The 21781-nt window shown below is 60.3% G+C and carries 15 protein-coding genes and 1 pseudogene; 14 read left to right on the forward strand and 2 right to left on the reverse strand.

The annotated features are described in order from the left end of the window. Window positions 1-2 precede the first annotated feature (2 nt). The 4 genes from DJ563_RS07720 to DJ563_RS07735 all read left to right on the forward strand — a co-directional run bounded on the left by DJ563_RS07720 (window position 3) and on the right by DJ563_RS07735 (window position 9227). Complete coding sequence (locus tag DJ563_RS07720; RefSeq protein ID WP_434519192.1) at window positions 3-1418, forward strand: HlyD family type I secretion periplasmic adaptor subunit; 1416 nt, start codon at window positions 3-5, stop codon at window positions 1416-1418. 33 nt (window positions 1419-1451) lie between these two features. Further along, on the forward strand, window positions 1452-2291 hold the full coding sequence (locus DJ563_RS07725; protein WP_434519193.1) for a hypothetical protein: 840 nt from the start codon (window positions 1452-1454) through the stop codon (window positions 2289-2291). Window positions 2292-3099: 808 nt separating this feature from the next. Further along, window positions 3100-7179, forward strand: coding sequence for a calcium-binding protein (locus DJ563_RS07730; protein ID WP_434519194.1), 4080 nt, complete (start codon window positions 3100-3102; stop codon window positions 7177-7179). A 974-nt stretch (window positions 7180-8153) separates the two neighbouring features. Beyond that, a complete protein-coding gene (locus DJ563_RS07735) occupies window positions 8154-9227 on the forward strand; it encodes an IS630 family transposase (protein WP_434519195.1) in 1074 nt (357 codons plus the stop codon). Window positions 9228-9487: 260 nt separating this feature from the next. Here DJ563_RS07735 and DJ563_RS07740 read toward each other — a convergent pair whose 3' ends face one another. Further along, a complete protein-coding gene (locus DJ563_RS07740) occupies window positions 9488-10060 on the reverse strand; it encodes a DapH/DapD/GlmU-related protein (protein WP_434519196.1) in 573 nt (190 codons plus the stop codon). 267 nt (window positions 10061-10327) lie between these two features. Here DJ563_RS07740 and DJ563_RS07745 point away from each other — a divergent pair, with 267 nt between their 5' ends. The 5 genes and pseudogenes from DJ563_RS07745 to DJ563_RS07765 all read left to right on the forward strand — a co-directional run bounded on the left by DJ563_RS07745 (window position 10328) and on the right by DJ563_RS07765 (window position 14844). Further along, window positions 10328-10585 (forward strand): hypothetical protein, encoded by a 258-nt coding sequence (locus tag DJ563_RS07745; protein ID WP_186655665.1) that lies wholly within the window; start codon window positions 10328-10330, stop codon window positions 10583-10585. A 495-nt stretch (window positions 10586-11080) separates the two neighbouring features. After that, window positions 11081-11410: a hypothetical protein gene (locus DJ563_RS07750; protein WP_274098454.1), complete on the forward strand. Its 330-nt coding sequence runs from the start codon at window positions 11081-11083 to the stop codon at window positions 11408-11410. Between the two features lie 183 nt (window positions 11411-11593). Then, window positions 11594-11851, forward strand: a pseudogene (locus DJ563_RS07755) (site-specific integrase); the annotation flags it as partial. 21 nt (window positions 11852-11872) lie between these two features. Further along, window positions 11873-13459 (forward strand): ABC-F family ATPase, encoded by a 1587-nt coding sequence (locus DJ563_RS07760; protein WP_047583047.1) that lies wholly within the window; start codon window positions 11873-11875, stop codon window positions 13457-13459. A gap of 191 nt (window positions 13460-13650) precedes the next feature. Beyond that, window positions 13651-14844 carry an MFS transporter gene (locus DJ563_RS07765; protein WP_434519197.1) on the forward strand — a complete coding sequence of 398 codons (1194 nt, stop codon included), beginning with the start codon at window positions 13651-13653 and terminating at the stop codon, window positions 14842-14844. Here the strand turns inward: DJ563_RS07765 and DJ563_RS07770 are convergent. Next, a complete protein-coding gene (locus tag DJ563_RS07770; protein ID WP_274098455.1) occupies window positions 14806-15852 on the reverse strand; it encodes an alpha/beta hydrolase family protein in 1047 nt (348 codons plus the stop codon). The genes DJ563_RS07765 and DJ563_RS07770 overlap by 39 nt on opposite strands. A gap of 198 nt (window positions 15853-16050) precedes the next feature. Between DJ563_RS07770 and yghU the strand changes: the two genes are divergently transcribed. The 5 genes from yghU to nspC all read left to right on the forward strand — a co-directional run bounded on the left by yghU (window position 16051) and on the right by nspC (window position 21750). Further along, window positions 16051-16890, forward strand: a complete 840-nt coding sequence (gene yghU, locus DJ563_RS07775; protein ID WP_274098456.1) for a glutathione-dependent disulfide-bond oxidoreductase — start codon at window positions 16051-16053, stop codon at window positions 16888-16890. A gap of 137 nt (window positions 16891-17027) precedes the next feature. Continuing rightward, on the forward strand, window positions 17028-18734 hold the full coding sequence (locus DJ563_RS07780) for an amidase (protein WP_434519198.1): 1707 nt from the start codon (window positions 17028-17030) through the stop codon (window positions 18732-18734). 72 nt (window positions 18735-18806) lie between these two features. Further along, window positions 18807-19508 (forward strand): helix-turn-helix transcriptional regulator, encoded by a 702-nt coding sequence (locus DJ563_RS07785; protein WP_186665043.1) that lies wholly within the window; start codon window positions 18807-18809, stop codon window positions 19506-19508. A 15-nt stretch (window positions 19509-19523) separates the two neighbouring features. Then, window positions 19524-20441: a pyridoxal-phosphate dependent enzyme gene (locus DJ563_RS07790; RefSeq protein ID WP_434519199.1), complete on the forward strand. Its 918-nt coding sequence runs from the start codon at window positions 19524-19526 to the stop codon at window positions 20439-20441. A gap of 211 nt (window positions 20442-20652) precedes the next feature. Next, window positions 20653-21750 (forward strand): carboxynorspermidine decarboxylase, encoded by a 1098-nt coding sequence (nspC, locus tag DJ563_RS07795; protein ID WP_033698248.1) that lies wholly within the window; start codon window positions 20653-20655, stop codon window positions 21748-21750. The last annotated feature ends 31 nt before the right edge of the window (window positions 21751-21781 follow it).

The raw sequence follows: 21781 nt of genomic DNA on the forward strand, positions 1-21781 counted from the left end.
CCATGGGCGCCAAATGTGAACTCCTCAATCGTTACCGCAGTGCCTGGCGCCATTCCTGGCAGCGGCGCAAAAGCATGGATTCCCCTGCGCGGCTGAACCACGAAGTGCAGTTCCTGCCCGCCGCCCTGGCGTTGCAGGAAGCGCCGGTGCACCCGGCGCCGCGGATCATCCAGTGGACCATCATCGCTTTCGCCGTGCTGGCGCTGATCTGGGCCTGCGTCGGCGAGATCGATGTGGTCGCCACCGCCAGCGGCAAGATCGTGCCCAGCGGCAAGAGCAAGATCATCCAGCCCAGCGAAGTGGCGGTGGTCAAGGCCATCCACGTCTACGACGGCCAGGCGGTGAAAGCTGGCGAGCTGCTGGTGGAGCTGGATGCGCAGATCACCGGTGCCGACGTGCAGCGTCTGAAGAGTGATCTACTCGCCGCCCAAGTTGACAGTGCTCGTGCCGGCGCGCTGCTGGAGTCGATCGAGTACAGTCGCCCACCAGCCCCGCTGGCTGTTCGCATCCCCCAGGCCACTGCGCAACAGCAGGCCTCGGCGCAGACCTGGCTCCAGGGCCAGTACCTGGAACTTCGGGCCGCCCTGGAACAGAGCGACGCCGAGGTCGCCCAGCGCATGGCCGAGATCCAGGCCGCCCAGGCCTGGGTAGCCAAGCTGCAGGAATCCCTGCCCATCACCCGCCAACTGGTCGCCGACTACAAGCGCCTGCTGGACAAGGCCATCATCGGCAAGCACGCCTTCCTGGAGAGAGAACAGCGGCGCCTGGACCAGGAGCGCGAGCTGGCCATCCAACAGGCCCGAATCCTCCAGCTCAAGGCCGCCAAGCTGGAGGCCGAACGCCGCCGCCAGGGCGTGCTCGCCCAGACCCGCCGCACCATGCTCGACCTGCAGCACGAGTCGGAGCAGCGTGCCGCTGGCCTGCAACAGGAACTGGCCAAGGCCGAACAGCGCGATCGCCTGACCCGCCTCACCGCCCCGGTGGACGGCACCGTGCAGCAGCTGGCCATCCACACCCCGGGCGGCGTGGTCACCGAAGCCCAGCCGTTGATGGTGATTGTGCCCAAGGACCAGCCGGTGGAGGTGGAAGCCATGCTGGAGAACAAGGACATCGGCTTCGTGCGCGCGCGCCAAGAGGTGGAGGTCAAGGTTGAGACCTTTACCTTCACCAAGTACGGGGTCGTGCACGGCACCGTGCTTAACATCTCCAACGACGCCATCGAGGACGAGAAGCTGGGGCTGGTGTATAGCACGCGGATTCAACTGAAGGAGAACAGCATCCAGGTCGGCGAGAACCGTATCGACCTGTCACCGGGCATGGCAGTGCGAGCGGAAGTGAAGACAGACAAAAGAAAGGTTATTGATTATTTCTTGAGTCCGCTCCGAGAATACAAAGATGAAAGTTTGATGGAAAGATAGTTTGTATATTTGGCTTTTATTGGGATGTGAAAAATGATCCGTAATGTGCTGACAAATTGGCGCGGTGCTAGATTTTTATTTACTACACTAGCAGTTTTTGCAGTGTCCTTTATTGGCTACATCGCCAGTGGCTGGGTTGAGCTAGGTAAATTTTGGCTCTCTGAAGGTGCCTGCAGGTCTTGCTCTACCGGAGATATAACTGGGGTGCTCGGCGGGATGAAAATCAAGATCCCACGCGATTGCGCTGAGCTTGTGGAGTACGACGGCGATCCAGGTCTTGGAGAAAGACCGAGCAATGCCGCATCAAATAGAAATACGCGAAATATTCGTAGTTTGGGAATGGATGTGCGGCTGCCGGAGATGTCCTGCAAAAGCAGCAAAGAACTAAAAGACGATTATCGATCAAATTTCCTGAACAAGCATAGCCTCTGGCTGAGCATTGGGGTTAATTCTGGAGAAATATACCCAGGACCTCAGGCTGCTCAGCGCCAATTGGACGCTGTTTTAAGTAGCATACAATCTCCGAATGAGTTTTGGCTTGATAATTACGAGCGCACCCCTGAAATGATATATGGTCTAGATGCTTTTGTGGTTTCAGGGACTGACCCACAACTGGGGGGACCTGCAAAAGATAACGAAAGAGCAAGCGATAAATTCTTTGGTCATAACGAATCTGACGCAGCTGACTTATATATCTCCTGTGGCAAAACCTATGTGCCGAGAGGTGTCGCGACCTGCGTCATGAAATTCAGCATGGAGCCTAGTGCTAAGGCTATGCTCTCTGTTCGATTCTCTAGAGAACATCTATCGCAGTGGCGTGAAATTAAAAATGCAGTAGTGAGCTTTGTTAGCGGACTTAAACCTGAAAATTGACCCTCAGCGAACACGTAAAAAGTATTCGCCCGAGCCCTGTAATAATTTAAATGGAAATTAAATTATGACTCAATTGGTTACGGTTGCCCAGCTTGGAGCTTACCAGCTGTCTATTCAGAGCGGAGGAGCCAGTGCTGCTGCCAATGCATATAGCAGCCTATATAGCCAAGGATATAACTATGCTGGCTGGGTTCAAGGGGTTGCCACAGGGGAGTCTGTTAGTGGCCAGGCAGCATTGAGCTATATGCAAGGTACTGCCTTGTCAGGCATGGGGGGGGATCAGTGTCGAGATTTGAGTCAGCAGCAAATTGACAAGATCCGCACTGATATGGCTTACGAGACCTTTGAGAAATATAGAGAAATCGCACTAGATAATGGCGGCACACTTAATCGCGATCTTACATACCAAGAAGCGAAAGACATCCATGACAAGGTCTTCAGAGACAACGGATTAAGTCTAGACAATTGGACCCTAAATACCCCAATGGAGCTTATTCGGCAGGAATATGGCGACCAGGCAGTGGAGGGAATGTGGGAGCAAATACGCGACACTGGTGGTGACTGGGCTGACGCAGCAAACATTAACTTCATGCTGCTAATATTCATGTGGGGGGCTCGAAATTCGCAAAATCCTGAGGCCCGACAAAAGGCTGAACAATGGATGGAGCAATTTGACTGGTCTAAATGGGCGGGGATTATAAGTGACTTTGTTAACGCAAACTTCACAGCCGCACTTAAAACGGCATCTCCTATAGTCCTAGACTTAGATGGCGACGGTATCGAAACATACGGAGCTGAAGGCCAAGTATTGTTCGATCACGATGGCGACGGCGATAAACACGGCTCTGGCTGGGTCAAGTCCGACGATGGCCTGCTGGTGCTGGATCGCAATGGCAATGGCACCATCGACAGTGGCCGTGAATTGTTCGGCGAGAATACCCTGTCGGCCGATGGCAGCGAGGCCAAGGACGGCTTCGAGGCCATGCAGGATGCTGATAGCAATGCCGACGGCAAGCTGGATGCCAGCGATGCTGTCTGGGCTGACTTGCGTGTATGGCGCGATCTGAATGGTGACGGTATCAGTCAGTCCGGTGAGCTGTTTACTCTGCAGGAACTGGGCATCGAGAGCATCAGCACCGGTTCGGATGGCAAGACAGTCAATCTGGGCAATAACAACCATATCGAAGGTTTCGGCACCTTCCAGTGGGATCAGGCCCATGGCGGCGGTACCGGTGTTGCCGCCGATGTTTATTTCGAAGAGAACAAGTTCTACCGGGAATTCGACGATATGGTGGAGATCCCCGCTGAGCTGGCTGGTGAGCCCAATATGCGCGGCTCTGGGGCTGTCCGCGATCTGCGCGAAGCCGCTGTAGGCAGTCAGTCCCTGCAGAGCGCCCTGACCGCCTATTCCCAGGCTGGTACTCGCCAGGAACAACAGGCATTGCTGGGGCAATTGATCAGCGCTTGGGCAGCAACCTCCGGTTTCCGCATTTTTGACGAACGGGTTGCCGATCTGGCCGGTGATGCTTCCTATGATGTGGCCTTCGCCTATTCATGGGAGTTACACGAGATGAAACTGGCCGCTGGTGGTTCCGGCTCCGGTTCTGGCGGAGGTTCGCTCGCGCTTGGTGAGGGGCAGGAAGACGACTCTCCGACCACCGCCCTGCTCGAGACGAAAGATCTGCTGGAAATGGTCAAAGTCCTCGAAGTGTTCAACAATCAGAACTTCTTCGAGTTCAAGCCAGCCACATCCAGTAAATCGGGTGACTTGGTCAGTTTTTCGTACTCCGCTGGCGCCCAGGGGCTCACTGGCTCTGGAAGTCTGGCCTTTGGTACGACCTATTACCTGACCGAGGAAGACTTCAGTTTCGGCCCGCATCAGGAGGCCAATATTCGAGCGGCCTATCAGGCGCTGATGGACTCGGTATATAGCGGTCTGCTGCTGCAAACTCGTCTCAAAACCTACCTTGAAGAGGTTTCGTTCGCTCTCAATGAGAACGGCGTGACCCTGGACTACAGTGGTGCCATTGCTCGAGTGGCGCAGGTAAATGGCAACGACCCAGTCAAGGGCATCGTTGACCTGATCGAGTTCAGCTCAGCGATGGCCGGCATTACCGGCTGGGCCTCCAGCCACATCGAGCTGGCTGGTACTTGGGTGCGGCAGCTGAATAGCCAGCAGCTCGACGAGCTGAAAATACAGCTGGGCACTGGTAGCAGCTTAGTGGTCGATACGGTAACCGACAGCACCTTGCAAGGTGGCGCAAGCTCCGACTTCCTGTTTGGCGAGGCCGGCAACGACAACTTGTATGGCAACGATGGTGTCGATTTCTTGGATGGAGGCGCCGGCAATGACCGCCTGCACGGCGGTAATGGCAATGACATACTGCTGGGCGGCGAAGGCAACGACAGCCTGTACGGCGGCACCGGCAACGACATCCTCGAAGGCGGCGCCGGCAACGACACCCTGAGCGGCGATGCCGACAGCGACGTGTACCGTTTCAGCCGTGGCTGGGGCCAGGACACGGTCAACAACAACGACAGCAGCACCGGCAAGGTGGATGCTATCGAGTTCGCGGCGGACATCGCGCCGAGCGATATCCTGGTCACCCGTTCGAGCAACAACCTGATCCTGTCGCTGGCGGGCTCGACCGACAAGATCACGGTGAGCAACTACTTCAACAGCGATGGTGCGAGCAGCTACAAGCTGGAGGAGATCCGCTTCGCCGACGGCACCACCTGGAGCATCGACAAGGTCAAGGAACTGGCATTGCTGAGCACAGCTGGCAACGACACCCTGACCGGCTATGTCACTGCCGACCAGATCAGTGGTGGAGCGGGCAATGACCGTCTGTATGGTGAGAATGGCAACGACCTGCTGCTGGGTGGTGAAGGCAACGACATCCTGTACGGCGGCAATGGTAACGACATCCTCGAAGGCGGCACCGGTAACGACACCCTGAGCGGCGATGCTGGCAGCGACGTATACCGTTTCAGCCGCGGCTGGGGCCAGGACACCATCAACAACAACGACAGCAGCACCGGCAAGGCGGATGCTATCGAGTTCGCGGCGGACATCGCGCCGCGCGATATCCTGGTCACCCGTTCGAGCAACAGCCTGATCCTGTCGCTGGCGGGCTCGACCGACAAGATCACGGTGAGCAGCTACTTCAACAGCGACGGCGCAAGCAGCTACAAGCTGGAAGAGATTCGCTTCGCCGACGGCACCACCTGGAGCATCGACAGGGTCAAGGAACTGGCACTGCTGAACACGGCTGGCAACGAAACCCTGACCGGCTATGCCACTGCCGACCAGATCAGTGGTGGAGCGGGCAATGACTACCTGTACGGTGCGGCCGGCGATGACCGGCTCAGCGGCGATGCGGGCGATGACCGTCTGTATGGCGACGATGGCAATGACATCCTGTCGGGCGGTGAAGGAAACGATTACCTGTACGGTGGCAATGGCAACGACATCCTCGAGGGCGGCGTCGGCAACGACACCCTGAGCGGCGATGCCGGCAGCGACCTGTACCGTTTCAGCCGTGGCTGGGGCCAGGACACGGTCAACAACTACGACAGCAAAACCGGCAAGGTGGATGCTATCGAGTTCGCGGCGGACATCGCGTCGAGCGATATTCTGGTCACCCGTTCGAGCAACAACCTGATCCTGTCGCTGGCGGGGTCGAACGACAAGATCACGGTGAGCAACTACTTCAACAGCGACGGCGCAAGCAACTACAAGCTGGAAGAAATTCGCTTCGCCGATGGCACCACCTGGAGCATCGACAAAGTCAAGGAACTGACACTGCTGGGCACGGCTGGCAACGATACGCTGACCGGCTATGCCACTGCCGACCAGATCAGTGGTGGAGCGGGCAATGACCGTCTGTATGGCGAGGATGGCAACGACCTGCTGCTGGGTGGCGAAGGGAACGACATCCTGTACGGCGGCACCGGCAACGACATCCTCGAAGGCGGCACCGGTAACGACACCCTGAGCGGCGATGCCGGCAGCGATGTGTATCGTTTCAGCCGTGGCTGGGGCCAGGACACGGTCAACAACTACGACAGCAGCACCGGCAAGGTGGATGCTATCGAGTTTGCGGCGGACATCGCGTCGAGCGATATCCTGGTCACCCGTTCGAGCAACAACCTGATCCTGTCGCTGGCGGGCTCGACCGACAAGGTGACGGTGAGCAACTACTTCACCAGCGACGGCGCAAGCTACTACAAGCTGGAAGAGATTCGCTTCGCTGACGGCACCGTTTGGAGCTATGCCCACATCAAGGCGATGACCCTTTTTGGGACGGACCATGACGATGTGCTGACTGACTGGGACAATCTGGGCGAACTGCACGGCGGCGCGGGCAACGACACCCTCGACGGCGGCAGCGGCAGCAACCGTCTGTACGGCGATGCCGGCGATGATGTGCTCAAGGACAGTACCAGTGCCTCGAACAACCTCTTCGTGGGTGGCACGGGCAACGACAGTCTGTACGGCAGCTACAACAGCGACACCTACGTGTTCAACCTGGGCGACGGGGTGGACAGCATCGTCGAGACCGGCAGCTACACCGGGGCGGTCGATGTTCTGGACTTTGGCGAGGGTATCGAGGCGGAGTCAATCTGGCTGAGTCGCTCGGGGAACGATCTCAAGCTCCAGGTTCTTGGCACAGACGATAGCGTCAGTATCAAAAACTGGTATTCGAGTAGTTCGGCTCAAGTCGAGGAGATTCATGTGGCAGATGGCCTTGCCCTGAGCGCTAGCCAGGTGCAAAACCTGGTGAATGCGATGGCTTCCTTCGGCGTGCCGGCTGGCGGTGAGGGTAATCTGACCGTCGGCCAGCGTCAGCAACTGGATGTAGTCATCGCTGCTAACTGGCAGTAAGAGCTACATAGTGAAAAACAGAAGGCCCGAATCTGTCGGGCCTTCTGCATTTTGGGTACATGGCTCCATCAACCTTTGGGCAGTCGGCTGCACATGCCACTTCTCAAATGAAACGCAATTGGGTGTTCACACCGAGTGCAATTGGCTGTTCAAGTAGAATACAATCAAGTGGTTAAGTGGATGCAATTTCGCACGGGGCAGCTGTCAGTCAGGAAAAGACCCTGAATGCTACCCAGCTCGTCACCAGGGCAAATGCCGCCCCTGCGAGAGCCGAGAGGATAATGCTACGTGTTTCATGTCGAGAGGTACTGTTAACCTCATTGCCCAACTGGGCAAGGTTTCCCGCGTCTGATAACTTGATCGTAGCTCATGGTCTTCCTCGCTCGGGATCATTTTTTTGGGCAGACATAATTGCTGAAATCCCGGCCACGACAGGCCGCCATCCGTCAGTCCCTTGGCACCCTGTCCTCAGCTTGTAGCCCAAGAGATGTACTCATCCTAATGGGAGATACATCATGAAACGGACTAGTCCGCAGACCCTGCTGCTCGCCCTTTGCCTGGGCGTCATTACCCCTATGGCCTTCGCGGCCAGCGATATGAACGACAACGGCGCAGGCTCGCCTGGTACGCCAGGCGCAAATAGCGGCCAAGGTAGCCCTAGCGGCGGCGGAGCAAGTGGCTCTGGTACGCCGGCAGATGCCATGGGCACCGGCGCAGGCACCGAAAGAAACGGAACCGATAAAACAGGCGGCGATGGGACTGATCACACGGGTTCGGGTAATAGCGGTACCGCCGGCCCGGGGAGTAGCACCGGCGGCAGTGGTACGGGTAGCAGCGGTGCCGGTGGGGGCGCAGGTGGCAGCGGTGGGGCAAGCGGTGGGTCGGGTGGCGGCGGAAGCTAGTGTGGTGTTTCACAAATACCGCTGAAAATCTGAGCTAGGCTCTGTGGAAGCCAACTCTCCAAGGGCATCGACATGGGCCGACCAGCAACCGTCATTACCCTTTCCGAAACTGAAAAGTCGGAACTGCTACGCCGGATCAAACTTCGCAAAGGCGCTCAGGATGCCCGCCTGCGCGCAGAGATAATTCTCGGCTGTGCCGCAGGCGAATCAGGCAATGACATCGCTCAGCGCTTAGGCACGAGCAAGGATGTGGTTTCGCGGTGGCGTCAGCGCTTCTCTAAGTTGGGGCTGCTGGGGCTGAACGATGAACCGCGCTCTGGCCGGCCTCGCACTATTTCCGATGAGCAAGTTCAGCAAGTGGTAAACCAAGTGCTGCAAGGTAAGCCCGACGACTCCAGTCATTGGAGCACGCGACGGATGAGTCGTGAGACGGGCCTGTCTCCTGCAAGCGTGATGCGCATCTGGCACGCGTTCGGGATCAAGCCGCACTTGGAAAAGACCTTCAAGCTTTCCACTGATCCGTTGTTTGTCGACAAGGTTCACGACATCGTTGGGCTCTACTTGAACCCACCCGAACGAGCCTTGGTGCTTTGCGTTGATGAGAAGAGCCAGATCCAAGCGCTGAACCGCACGCAGCCGGGCCTACCGCTTTCCCCAGGTAACCCAGCAACCCGCACACATGACTACAAACGACACGGAACGACCTCGCTGTTCGCAGCCCTGGATGTGGCAACCGGTGAGGTGATTGGCCGACTCAAACGACAACATCGCAGTACCGAGTTTCTCGCCTTCCTAAGGGAGATCGATGTGTCAGTGCCTGCCGATATGCCGATCCATCTGATCATGGACAATTACGCGACTCACAAGACCGACAAAGTCAGGTCGTGGCTTGCGGCGCGACCGCGCTACAACATCCACTTCACGCCGACCTCGGCATCTTGGCTGAATCTGGTTGAGCGGTTTTTCTCAACGCTGAGCGAGAAGTGGATCAAGCGGCAGGCACATGTCAGCGTTAAAGATCTGGAGGCGTCGATCGAGTACTACCTGGAAACCTACAACCAGAACCCGAAGCCATTTCGTTGGCACAAGAAGGCCGAGGACATCCTTGCCTCAGTCGCTCGCGCGGCGCGAGCGCTGGGCAAATGATTTTCAGCGGTATTTCTGAAACACCACACTAGGTTCTGTACGAAAAGTATGGTCATCCATCGTTGTGGGAGCGGGCTTGTCCCGCGATGGAGTGCGAAGCGCTCCTGTACCCGATATCAAATGGTGTCAAAGAAGCCGCGAACTCAGGCTTTGCTGCCGCGTTGCGGCAGATCGCGGGGCAAGTCGGATCGCCGCACCGCCGCTCCCACAACGATGAATGACCATACTTTTCGTACAGAACCTAAGCTCGCGGCTGCAACTTACACCGCGTCCGGCTCTACCAGCCACTTCTTGAATTTCGCCGGAGAGCCGGCATAAAGCGCATTGGCGACGACATCCTCAGTCACCACACTGTTGGCCGCAACCACACTGTTCTGGCCAATGTTGACGCCCGGCAGGATCACGGCCCCCGCGCCTATCCATGCATTGTCGCCCACGGTGATCGGCGCTATGTAGTCGTTGCTCTTGCGCCGATCCGGGTGTACATCGTGGCTGGTCGTGCACAGTCGTACCTGTGGTCCCAGCATCGCCTTGCGCCCAATGCGGATAGTTGCCTCGTCGAGTAACACGCAACCGCTATTGATAAACGCGCCCTTGCCCAGTTCCAGGTTGCCGCGCTCGAAGTAGATCGGTGGGCGAATGACAACGCTGCCTTCAGTGCGAATACCCGCCTTGGCCATAAGGCGATTAGTCTGCTTCTTGCCCAGATCATGGGTATCCAGCAATCGCATGAACTGGCGCGGGGTCAAGCTGCGTTTGAGTTTTGCGATGAATAAAAACAAGCGGTAAGCCCAATGAGGTGATGGTTGCTTAAGGTCGGATTGTCGACCCATGCGGCAAGCATGGCCGAGCTGAAGCGCTAACGGGCCCGTGCCAAAGGTACACTTATATAGCGTCGTTTTATCGGCGACCTTGCACACTTCTTTAGCCTATCGTGTCGGGCTCATGGTCGCCCATGCAGCCCCTGGCCACCCATCCACCCTGGACGCAAACCCAGTAACCCACCTGCCCTGCTCCGTAGTAGCGTCTCGGCCTCAACGAACTTCCAGGTCCGTCACTTTGCAGCCCACGGACCTGGGCGATTCAGACCAGGAGGTCAAATGCAGCGTGTTCAGGTGGTTGATCAAGCAGCTTTGGATTCGGCACTGATAGCGTTTGCCCGCTACAAAACCGGAGAAACAAAACTCTTCGATCTAGAGCGTGCAATGAGCTTTGAAGTAGGTGAAGCCCTGTCGAGGAGCGAGCTGGTGCGATTCACGATTACCAAAATGGTGTCGGGTCGGTATCGCATCCGTGATGAAGGAGAGAACGCCATCACCGATGCCGGGCGGGCTCGCCTCGAGGTGATTCGAGGCTAGCGCCGCCCTCAATAGCGCGTTCAGCCAGCTTCACCTCAAGCGCTCGGCAGGTATGCACCTCCCGCTTAGCATCGAGGTGAAGCCCCACGCCCAGTTCACAACGAATAGACAGGTCCTGCTTCAGGTGGCCAGAAGATACGCGGCGACACCCTTGATCAAGCGCCAGGGCTTCCAGAGTGAAAGGTGCTCGAACAACCTGCTGGAGTTGCCCGCCAAGCCTGCAATCCAGAGATAGACGAACCACTTTCGTAGCAACCTGAGGGTTTTCTTTGTTCTCACTCGCAACAGTCAACACACCTTGATCAATGCCCCTGCCGGCAAAAATGAGAAGCACGTGAACACGCACACACTCTGGCAGACAAATCGGTTCCAAAAAAAGCGGGATTAGACCGCCTGTGACCGGCATTCTACAAGGGTCGCCGTTTAAGTTTTAAACGCATTTCAGCGAAAACCATCAGGGTCAGCTAGAGTTTTTATGAGTTCAAGCACCGTGAGATGACGATCATGCTAAAACACGAAGCGGATGACGTGATTGAGCGTATCAGGGACGATTTAAAACGGCACGGAGTACTGATCGGCTACGATCCCGAGTTCACCACGCCTGAATTCGGCTGCGACCTGGATCACCACGTTGCTCAGATCAGAGAAGATCCGGAAAGCCATGTCGTGCGCATCGTGATCCATGACGAAGGCTTGTGGGCGCAGCTCAGACAGGGGTCCGTGTATCGCTGCGTCGTCAGTGAATGTAAAGGGAAGCTATTCGGCATGCCAATTACCATCGAACCTCGAACCGATGCGTCCTACACCATCCAGTACAAGCTCTGAAGCTTCTGCAGGGTTGTCTGGCGGCAGGACTGCCCTGCAGATCGAAAGCCGAACAATTCAGTGAAGCCCACTCGGCCTCCCAAGCCGTTAAGTGCTGGTTTCCGCTCATGCCCGTGTGCATCTTTCTCTCTTTGTCCATCGCGCGCGCCTGCGAGAGAGGGGTTGATTCGTGCGGTTCGAAATCTGCACCCTCAATGGCGCCCGCCCCCTAAGACGCTGGGGATCAGATACCGCCCCCCGTATAACTGCCGCCATACCTATGCGACAATAGGCTCAATGTCTGGTCTCAACCCCGCATTTATCGCCCAACAGCTCGGGCATGGCGTGCAGATGCTCTTATCGACTCATGCGCGCTGGATTGACACGTCCAACGACTGGCAGGAGCTGGAACCGCTCCAGATTGGTCCGAAATGGGCTCGCAGCTGCGACGAAGCCACGTAAGTTATTGATAGGTAAGCTCCTTTGATCTCCACCGCTAACATCACCATGCAGTTCGGCTCCAAGCCGCTGTTTGAAAACGTTTCCGTCAAATTCAACAACGGCAACCGCTACGGCCTGATCGGCGCCAACGGTTGCGGCAAGTCGACCTTCATGAAAATCCTCGGCGGCGACCTCGAGCCGTCCGGTGGCCAGGTCATGCTCGAGCCGAACACCCGCCTGGGCAAGCTGCGCCAGGACCAGTTCGCCTACGAGCAATTCACCGTGATCGACACCGTGATCATGGGACACGGCCAGCTGTGGAAGGTCAAGGCCGAGCGCGATCGCATCTACTCGCTGCCGGAAATGACCGAGGAAGACGGCATGGCCGTCGCCGAGCTGGAAACCGAATTCGCCGAGATGGACGGCTACACCGCCGAATCCCGCGCCGGTGAACTGCTGCTGGGCCTGGGTATTCCACTGGAACAGCACTTCGGCCCGATGAGCGAAGTGGCTCCGGGCTGGAAGCTGCGTGTGCTGCTGGCCCAGGCGCTGTTCTCGGACCCGGACGTGCTGCTGCTCGACGAACCGACCAACCACCTGGACATCAACACCATCCGCTGGCTGGAAACGATCCTCACGGCGCGTAACAGCACCATGATCATCATTTCCCACGACCGGCACTTCCTGAACAGCGTCTGCACCCACATGGCCGACCTGGACTACGGTGAACTGCGCCTGTTCCCAGGCAACTACGACGAGTACATGACCGCAGCGACCCAGTCGCGCGAGCAGCTGCTGTCGGACAACGCCAAGAAGAAAGCCCAGATCGCCGAGCTGCAGACCTTCGTCAGCCGCTTCTCGGCCAACGCCTCCAAGGCCAAGCAGGCCACCTCGCGGGCCAAGCAGATCGACAAGATCCAGCTGGCCGAGGTCAAGCCGTCGAGCCGGGTCAGCCCGTTCATTCGCTTCGAGCAGACCAAAAAGCTGCACCGCCAGGCAGTCGTGGTCGAGAAAATGGCCAAGGCCTTCGACGACAAGGTACTGTTCAAGAACTTCGACATCACCGTCGAAGCCGGCGAACGCGTTGCGATCATCGGCCCTAACGGTATCGGCAAAACCACCCTGCTGCGCACCCTGGTAGGCGAGATGACGCCGGACGCAGGCTCGGTGAAGTGGACCGACAGCGCCGAAGTGGGCTACTACGCCCAGGACCACGCCCACGACTTCGAAGACGACCTGAGCCTGTTCGACTGGATGGGCCAGTGGACCTCCGGTGAGCAGGTGATCCGCGGTACCCTCGGGCGCATGCTGTTCTCCAACGACGAGATCCTCAAGTCGGTGAAGGTGATTTCCGGTGGTGAGCAAGGCCGCATGCTGTTCGGCAAGCTGATCCTGCAAAAGCCCAACGTGCTGGTGATGGACGAACCGACCAACCACTTGGACATGGAGTCGATCGAGGCGCTGAACCTGGCGCTGGAAAACTACCCAGGCACGCTGCTGTTCGTCAGCCACGACCGTGAGTTCGTGTCGTCGCTGGCCACCCGCATCATCGAGCTGTCGCCGGACGGTGTCGTCGACTTCAGCGGCACCTATGACGACTACCTGCGTAGCCAAGGCGTCGTGGTCTGAGGTAGCTGAGATGGCCTGGCCCTTTTGAGCTGGCCAGGCCGGTCTCTTCGCGGGTGAACCCGCTCCCACGATGTGGAAGCGGTTTCCCAGCGCTCGATACACTCAACGAATAATTCGTTAGCCTGCTTTCATTTCCTTCGCGCAGCGGCCATGATGAAACAACGCCCCACCGCCTGCCCGCGAACGAGCCCATGACCGCGCAACAACCCGCCCCCGCCAGCAACACCTTCAACATCACCCTGCAGATCCTGTCGATCGTCTTCTATACGTTCATTGCCTTCCTCTGCATCGGCCTGCCGATCGCGGTGCTGCCCAGCTATGTGCATGACCAGCTCGGCTTTGGCGCGGTGATCGCGGGGGTGACGATTGGCCTGCAATACCTGGCCACCCTGCTCAGCCGCCCGTTCGCCGGGCGGGTGGCGGATACCCTTGGCGGCAAGCAGGCGATCCGCTTCGGCTTGCTGGGGATTGCCAGTTGCGGGGTGCTGACCCTGCTCTCAGCCTGGACGCTGACGATGCCGCTACTGAGCCTGGCGCTGTTGCTGGGCGGCCGCTTGATGTTGGGCATCGCCCAAGGGCTGATTGGTGTGGCCACCTTGAGCTGGGGCATCAGCCAGGTCGGCCCGGAACACACGGCCCGAGTGATCTCGTGGAACGGTATCGCGTCATATGGCGCCATTGCCATTGGCGCGCCGGTGGGTGTGCTGGCCGTGGATGGCCTGGACTTCAGCGTGCTGGGACCGACCTTGCTGGTGCTGGCGCTATTTGCCCTGCTGGTGCTGCGCAAACGGCCGGACGTGGTGGTGGTGCGTGGCGAGCGGCTGGCGTTCTGGTCGGCATTCAGCCGGGTTGCGCCCTGTGGCCTGGGCCTGACCCTGGCGTCGATCGGCTACGGCACCCTGACCACGTTCGTCACCCTTTATTACCTGGAGCGCGGTTGGGCCGGTGCGGCCTGGTGCCTGAGTGCCTTTGGGGTGTGCTTCATCATTTCGCGGCTGATGTTCGTCAACGCAGTTAACCGGTTTGGCGGCTACAACGTGGCGGTGGTGTGCATGGCCACCGAGGTGGTCGGTTTGGGCCTGCTGTGGTTGGCGCCCTCACCGCCTTGGGCACTGGCAGGCGCCGGGCTCACGGGCTTCGGCCTGTCGCTGGTGTACCCGGCGCTGGGCGTCGAGGCCATCAAGCAGGTGCCCAGCAGCAGCCGCGGCGCAGGGCTGGGTGCCTATGCGGTGTTTTTCGACATGGCCTTGGCCATCGCTGGCCCGGTGATGGGCGCGGTGGCCGTGCACCTGGGCTATGCCTCGATCTTCTGCGTCGCAGCCCTGCTTGCCCTGGTAGGCGTCGGCTTAACGCTGCTGTTGGCGCGGCGCAGCCGACGCGGCTGAGCGCTGGTCCAGCGCTGGCGCGCCCAAGGTCTGGCTGAAGAAGGCTGCGGTGTCGCGTTGCAGCGAGTGGTGAATATGCCGGCGGTCGACGCCGTCCGCGTCCTTGCACAGTGCCGGCATGCGCGCGCGCTGTTCATCGTCACAGCGCGCCATGAACACAAAATGCCCAGCGCCGGCCAGCAGGCGGTAATCCGGTGTGATGGGCAGCTTGCGGGCCAAGGCTTCGGCGTTGCGGTCCACAGCCACCAACTGGTCACTGTCACCGCTGTAGATCAATGCCGGGATATGCACCCCGGCCAGCGCATGACGGCCGAACAGCAGGCTCAGGGGTGCCATCAGCATCACCGCCCCCACCCGTGAGTCGGCCTCGGGCGCCAGCTCGCTGCGGTCGGCAATCAGCACGCCATGGGTCTTGCAGGCGTCGGCATCGCCGGGGCGCTCCAGGCAGTACTGGCGCAAGCGGTCCAGGTCGGGTTGCGCCCCCGACACGATCAGCGCCGTTTCGCCCCCCGCCGAATAGCCGATCACACCGACCTTGCCATCGTTCAGGTAGGGCCCCAGCAGCGTATCGTCACGGGCCGCCGTGATCGCGGCGCTGACCTGCAGCGGCCGGCCATACAGGTTGCTGAGGGTACCCAGCCGGCTGTGATCGCGCGCGTTGTCACCCGGGTGCACGACCGCCACCACCACGAACCCCTGGCGCGCCAGGGCGGTGGCCAGGTAATGCAAGGCCAGCGGGCTGCCGGTATTGCCGTGGGAGAGCACCAGCAAAGGGAATTGCCCCAGCGCTACCGGGGCTTCTTCGGCGACATCGACCGGGTAGCCGTCGATACGGCTGCTGCGGGTGGCGCCAATGGCAGGGTAAAACGCCAGCGCCTGCATGGGCCGGTCATCGACGGGGTCGGTCAGGGTCATGTGGTGCAGGCCGGCGACCCACGGCGCGGCTTCGGCCTGGGCCAACAGGCCGCCGAGCAGGACCAGCGCCAGCAAGCAGCGAGGGATGTTCATCGGCCGGCTGTTCCGTGCAGGGCGAAGGGATAGCGCCAGCATAAGGCTGCTGCCGGCAATGACAGATGAAAACTGGATGAAAAACGCGCCATGCAGCCAGCGCCAGCGCCTATGCAATTGCGCTTTTCCACGAACCCGTGGCATAGATGCAGGTCAACGTCTTTAGCTGACCCTTTCGCGGCATTCAAGGAGCACCCCATGAGCAAGCCCCCTTACGCCCCACCCAAGGTCTGGCGCAATGACGCGGCCTCCGGTGGCCAATTCGCCAGCATCAACCGCCCGGTTGCAGGGCCAACCCACGACAAGGCGCTGCCAGTGGGCAAGCACCCTCTGCAGCTGTACTCCCTGGCCACGCCCAATGGCGTGAAGGTCAACATAGCCCTTGAAGAGCTGCTCGCCCTGGGCCACAGCGGCGCCGAATATGACGCTTGGCTGATCCGCATCGGCGAGGGCGACCAGTTCTCCAGCGGCTTCGTCGATGTAAACCCCAACTCGAAGATCCCCGCCCTGCTCGACCGCAGCGTCGAGCCACCGGTGCGGGTGTTCGAGTCGGGGGCGATCCTGCTGTACCTCGCAGAAAAGTTCGGCGAACTGTTGCCCAAGACCGCAGCTGCACGTACCGAAAGCCTGAACTGGCTGTTCTGGCAGATGGGCGCTGCGCCGTACCTGGGCGGCGGCTTTGGCCACTTCTATGTCTACGCACCGGAAAAGTTCGAGTACGCCATCAACCGCTTCACCATGGAAGCGAAGCGCCAACTGGACGTACTCGACCGCCGCCTGGCCGAAAGCCGCTACCTGGGCGGTGATGAGTACAGCATCGCCGATATCGCCGTGTGGCCGTGGTACGGCGAACTGGTGCGCGGCAATCTTTACGGCGCGGCGGAGTTTCTGGCGGTGCACGAGTACACCCATGTGCAACGCTGGGCCGAAGCGATCGCCCAACGCCCCGCAGTACAACGCGGGACACGGGTCAATCGCACCTGGGGCGACGAGGCCAGCCAGGTGCCGGAGCGGCACTCGGCGGCAGACCTGGATTGACTGCCCGGGGCCGCCGTGCGGCCCCGACAATGCCCGCCTGCACAAAACCATTTGCCCCTGCGCAAACCTGCGTACACCAAAGCCTTCTTGTACACTCCTCGCACTAGCCCCCACCTGCAAAAATTTTTGGTGAAAGCATGATCGAGGTAACCGAGGTTTCCATTGCCGAGCTGCGCGACGCGCTCGAGTCGGGCCGCACCACAGCGGTCGAGCTGGTCAAGGCCTACCAGGCGCGTATCGACGCCTACGATGGCGCCAATACGCCGACCGCGCTCAACGCCGTGGTGGTACGCAACCCAGACGCACTCAAGGAGGCCGAAGCCTCCGATGCCCGACGTGCCAAAGGCCAGCCGCTGAGCCCGCTGGACGGCATCCCCTACACCGCCAAGGACAGCTACCTGGTCAAAGGCCTCACCGCCGCCTCCGGCAGCCCCGCCTTCAAGGACCTGGTAGCCCAACGCGACGCCTTCACCATCGAGCGCCTGCGGGCCGCCGGTGCCGTGTGCCTGGGCAAGACCAACATGCCGCCCATGGCCAACGGGGGCATGCAGCGGGGGGTGTATGGTCGAGCCGAGAGCCCGTACAACGCCAACTACCTGACCGCCCCCTTCGCCTCGGGCTCGTCCAACGGTGCCGGTACTGCCACCGCCGCCAGCTTCAGCGCCTTCGGCCTGGCCGAAGAAACCTGGTCGAGCGGCCGCGGCCCTGCGTCCAACAACGGACTGTGCGCCTATACCCCTTCGCGCGGGGTGATTTCGGTACGTGGCAACTGGCCGCTGACGCCGACCATGGACGTGGTGGTGCCGTATGCCCGCACCATGGCCGACCTGCTGGAGATCCTCGAGGTCGTGGTGGCCGATGACGCCGACAAGCGCGGCGACCTGTGGCGCCTGCAGCCGTGGGTTGCGATCCCGGCCGCCTCTTCCGTGCGCCCGGCCTCGTACCTGGACCTGGCAGTGGATGCCAGCGCCCTCAAGGGCAAGCGCTTCGGCGTGCCGCGCATGTACATCAATGCCGACCCCGAGGCCGGCACCTCCGAGAAGCCAGGTATCGGCGGCCCGACCGGCCAGCGCATCAACACCCGCGACAGCGTCATCGAGCTGTGGCAGCAGGCCCGCCAGGCCCTGGAAGCAGCAGGCGCCGAAGTGCTCGAAGTGGACTTCCCGCTGGTCTCCAACTGCGAAGGCGATCGCCCTGGCGCCCCAACCGTGTACAACCGCGGCATCGTCAGCAAAGCGTTCCTGCATGACGAATTATGGGAACTGTCGGGCTGGGCCTTCGATGACTTCCTGCGCGCCAACGACGACCCCAAGCTCAACCGCCTGGCCGATGTCGAAGGGCTGAAGATCTTCCCCCACGACCCAGGCACCCTGCCCAACCGTGAGGACGACCTGGCCGCCGGCATGGACGAATACGTCAACATGGCCAAGCGCGGCCTGAAGACCTGGGACCAGATCGAGACCTTGCCCGATGGCCTGCGCGGGCTGGAAAAAACCCGCAAGCTGGACCTGGAAGACTGGATGGACGAGCTGGGCCTGGACGCGGTGCTGTTCCCGACCGTGGCCGACGTGGGGCCGGCAGATGCCGACGTCAACCCGGCTTCGGCGGACATTGCCTGGAGCAACGGCATCTGGGTGGCCAACGGCAACCTTGCTATCCGCCACTTGGGTGTACCGACCGTGACCGTGCCGATGGGCGTGATGGCCGATATCGGCATGCCGGTGGGGCTGACCTTCGCTGGCCGTGCCTATAGCGACAACGACCTGCTGAGCTTTGGTGCGGCGTTCGAGGCTACCGGCTCGCGCCGCATGATCCCGCCGCGTACGCCAGCACTGGGCGCGTAAATTCGCGCCCGCATCGCCAATTTCAACTTTGTGTGTAAAAATGCACAAACCGTTGAAATTGGTGATGCTTTCATGCCGCTTTCCCCGCCCGAAGAACGCCAGCTAACCCTCACCATCCTCAAGGCCGCCATCCAGGCTCTGGGCAGTGTTGCCGCCCGCAACATGGAAATCCTCCTGCACGACCTCGACCACCCGGAGCACTCCGTCGTGGCGATCGTCAACGGCCACCTTTCCGGCCGCGTCGTCGGCAGTCCGATTCTCGCCGCACCCGAACAGGATCAAGGCTTCAAGGCACTGATGCAAGCCAGCGCCGAACGGCACGGCTGCGACCCTGTGGTGCTGCCCGACTACCCCACCACGCTCAAGGGCCGCACCCTGCGCAGCGCCACGGCCATCTTCCGCGACAGCAGCGGCCACCCCTTTGCCAGCCTGTGCATCAACACCGACGTCACCGGCCTCGACACCGCCCTGAGCTTCTTGCAGCAGCTGCAGCCAGTGGGCGCTTCGCCTGCATCGACCACCCCCCAGGAACCTGCAGACATGGAACTGTTGATGAGCGAGATCATCCAGAACTCGCTGTTGCGCAGTGGCCAGGGCCGGATGAACAAGCAAGCCAAGGTCGAGGCCGTGCGAGTGATGCAGGAGCGCGGCCTGTTCATCGTCAAGGGCGGCGTGGAAAAGGCCGCCAACGCCCTCGGCGTGACCCGTTACACCGTTTACAACTACCTGGAGCAACTGCGCGGCGAGAGCCCTTCGGTTGCCCGTGAAGACTGACCTGTGGAGCACGCCATGACCTTGCATATCCAGACACCCCTGATCGAATCCCGCCCCCTGTCGCTGGCCGCTGGCCGTACGGTCTGGCTCAAGCTGGACGCCCTGCAGCCTTGCGGCTCGTTCAAGCTGCGCGGCGTGGGCCATGCCTGCGAAGTTCACCATGCCCGGGGCGCACGCCATTTCGTCTCGTCATCCGGCGGTAACGCCGGGCTGGCGGTGGCCTATGCCGGCCGCAAACTGGGGGTGCCGGTGACGGTGGTGGTGCCCGAGACCACCACCGAGCGCGCCAAGGAACTGCTGCGCCTGGAAGACGCCAATGTGGTGGTGCACGGCAGCTCCTGGCAGGAGGCCAACGAGCTGGCGCAGACCTTGCTCGGCAGCGGCGATGCTTTCATCCACCCCTTCGACGACCCCCTGCTGTGGGCCGGGCATGCCAGCCTGATCGACGAAGTGGCCGCCAGCAGGGTCAAGCCCGATGCGGTGGTGTTATCGGTCGGCGGCGGCGGTTTGCTCAGTGGCGTGGTCGAGGGCCTCAAGCGCAATGGCTGGGATGACGTGCCGGTCCTGGCAGTGGAAACCACCGGTGCTGCCTCGCTGCATGCAGCCGTGCAGGCAGGCCACCCGGTTGAACTCGAGCGCCTAGCATCGGTGGCGACGTCCCTGGGCGCCAAGCGCGTAGCCGACCAAGCGTTGGAGTGCGTGCGTAGCCACCCGGTGCACAGCCACCTGGTCAGCGACCGTGTGGCACTTGAAGCCTGTGAACGCTTCTTGCGCGACCACCGGGTACTGGTAGAGCCTGCTTGTGGCGCTGCGCTGGCACTGGCCTATCAGGCCGACACCCTGGCCCGCTACAGCAACGTGCTGGTGGTGGTCTGTGGCGGTGCGACCGCAACGCTGGAGCAGATCCACACCTGGTTGCAACAGGCCGATTGAGGACTGCCCCTCCCTCCTGGCGGTGACCGTTTTGCACGGGCAATGATTACGACGGTCACATGGGCCTGATCTACTGAGCCTGCCGCAACCGGAAAAAACCCTGCGCAACGTCTGCAACAGTGACGAAATGCATGTCTTACCCTTTCGGTCTGCGGCAAGTGAAGGCACAATGCGTGTCCTTTTTTTGGCCGGCCTTGCCGGGGGCCTTTAAATGATCAAGACGCCGTACTACCTCATCGATAAAACCAAGCTGCTGAGCAACATGGAGAAGATCGCCTACGTGCGTGAACACTCTGGTGCCAAGGCGCTGCTCGCCCTCAAGTGTTTTGCTACCTGGTCGGTGTTCGACCTGATGCAGCAATACATGGACGGCACCACCTCTTCGTCGCTTTTCGAGCTCAAGCTCGGCCGCCAGAAGTTTGCCGGCGAGACCCACGCCTACAGCGTGGCCTGGGCCGACGACGAGGTCGAGGAAATGCTCGAAAACTGCGACAAGATCATCTTCAACTCGATCGGCCAGCTGCAGCGCTTTGCCGAACAGTCCGAAGGCAAGGTCCGTGGCCTGCGCGTCAACCCGCAAGTCAGCAGCTCCGACTACCTGCTGGCCGACCCGGCTCGCCCGTTCAGCCGCCTCGGTGAGTGGGACCCGGAGAAGATCGAGAAGGTCATCGAGCAAATCTCCGGCTTCATGTTCCACAACAATTGTGAGAACGGTGACTTCGGCCTGTTCGACAAGATGCTCAGCCACATCGAAGAGCGCTTCGGCCACCTGTTGCACAAGGTGCAGTGGGTCAGCCTCGGTGGCGGCATCCACTTCACCGGTGAAGACTATGCGGTCGATGCGTTCTGCGCGCGCCTCAAAGCCTTCTCGGAAAAATACGGCGTGCAGGTTTACCTGGAGCCGGGCGAAGCCGCCATCACCAACAGTGCCTCGCTGGAAGTGACCGTGCTCGACACCCTGTACAACGGCAAGCACCTGGCCGTGGTCGACAGCTCGATCGAAGCGCACCTGCTCGACCTGCTGATCTACCGCCTCAACGCCAAGATGGCCCCCAACGATGGCGAGCACACCTACATGGTCTGCGGTAAATCGTGCCTGGCCGGTGACATCTTCGGCGAGTACCAATTCGATCGTCCATTGGCCATTGGCGATCGCCTGTCGTTCATCGATACGGCGGGTTACACCATGGTCAAGAAAAACTGGTTCAACGGTCTGAAAATGCCCTCCATCGCGGTCAAGCAGCTCGACGGCAGCGTCGAAGTGGTGCGCGAGTTCGGTTTTGAAGACTACGTTTCCAGCCTGTCGTAAGACCGGCATTCAGTAAGGAGCAAGGGATAAA

It is taken from the genome of Pseudomonas sp. NFX1, assembly GCF_051123555.1.
Classification (GTDB): domain Bacteria; phylum Pseudomonadota; class Gammaproteobacteria; order Pseudomonadales; family Pseudomonadaceae; genus Aquipseudomonas; species Aquipseudomonas capeferrum.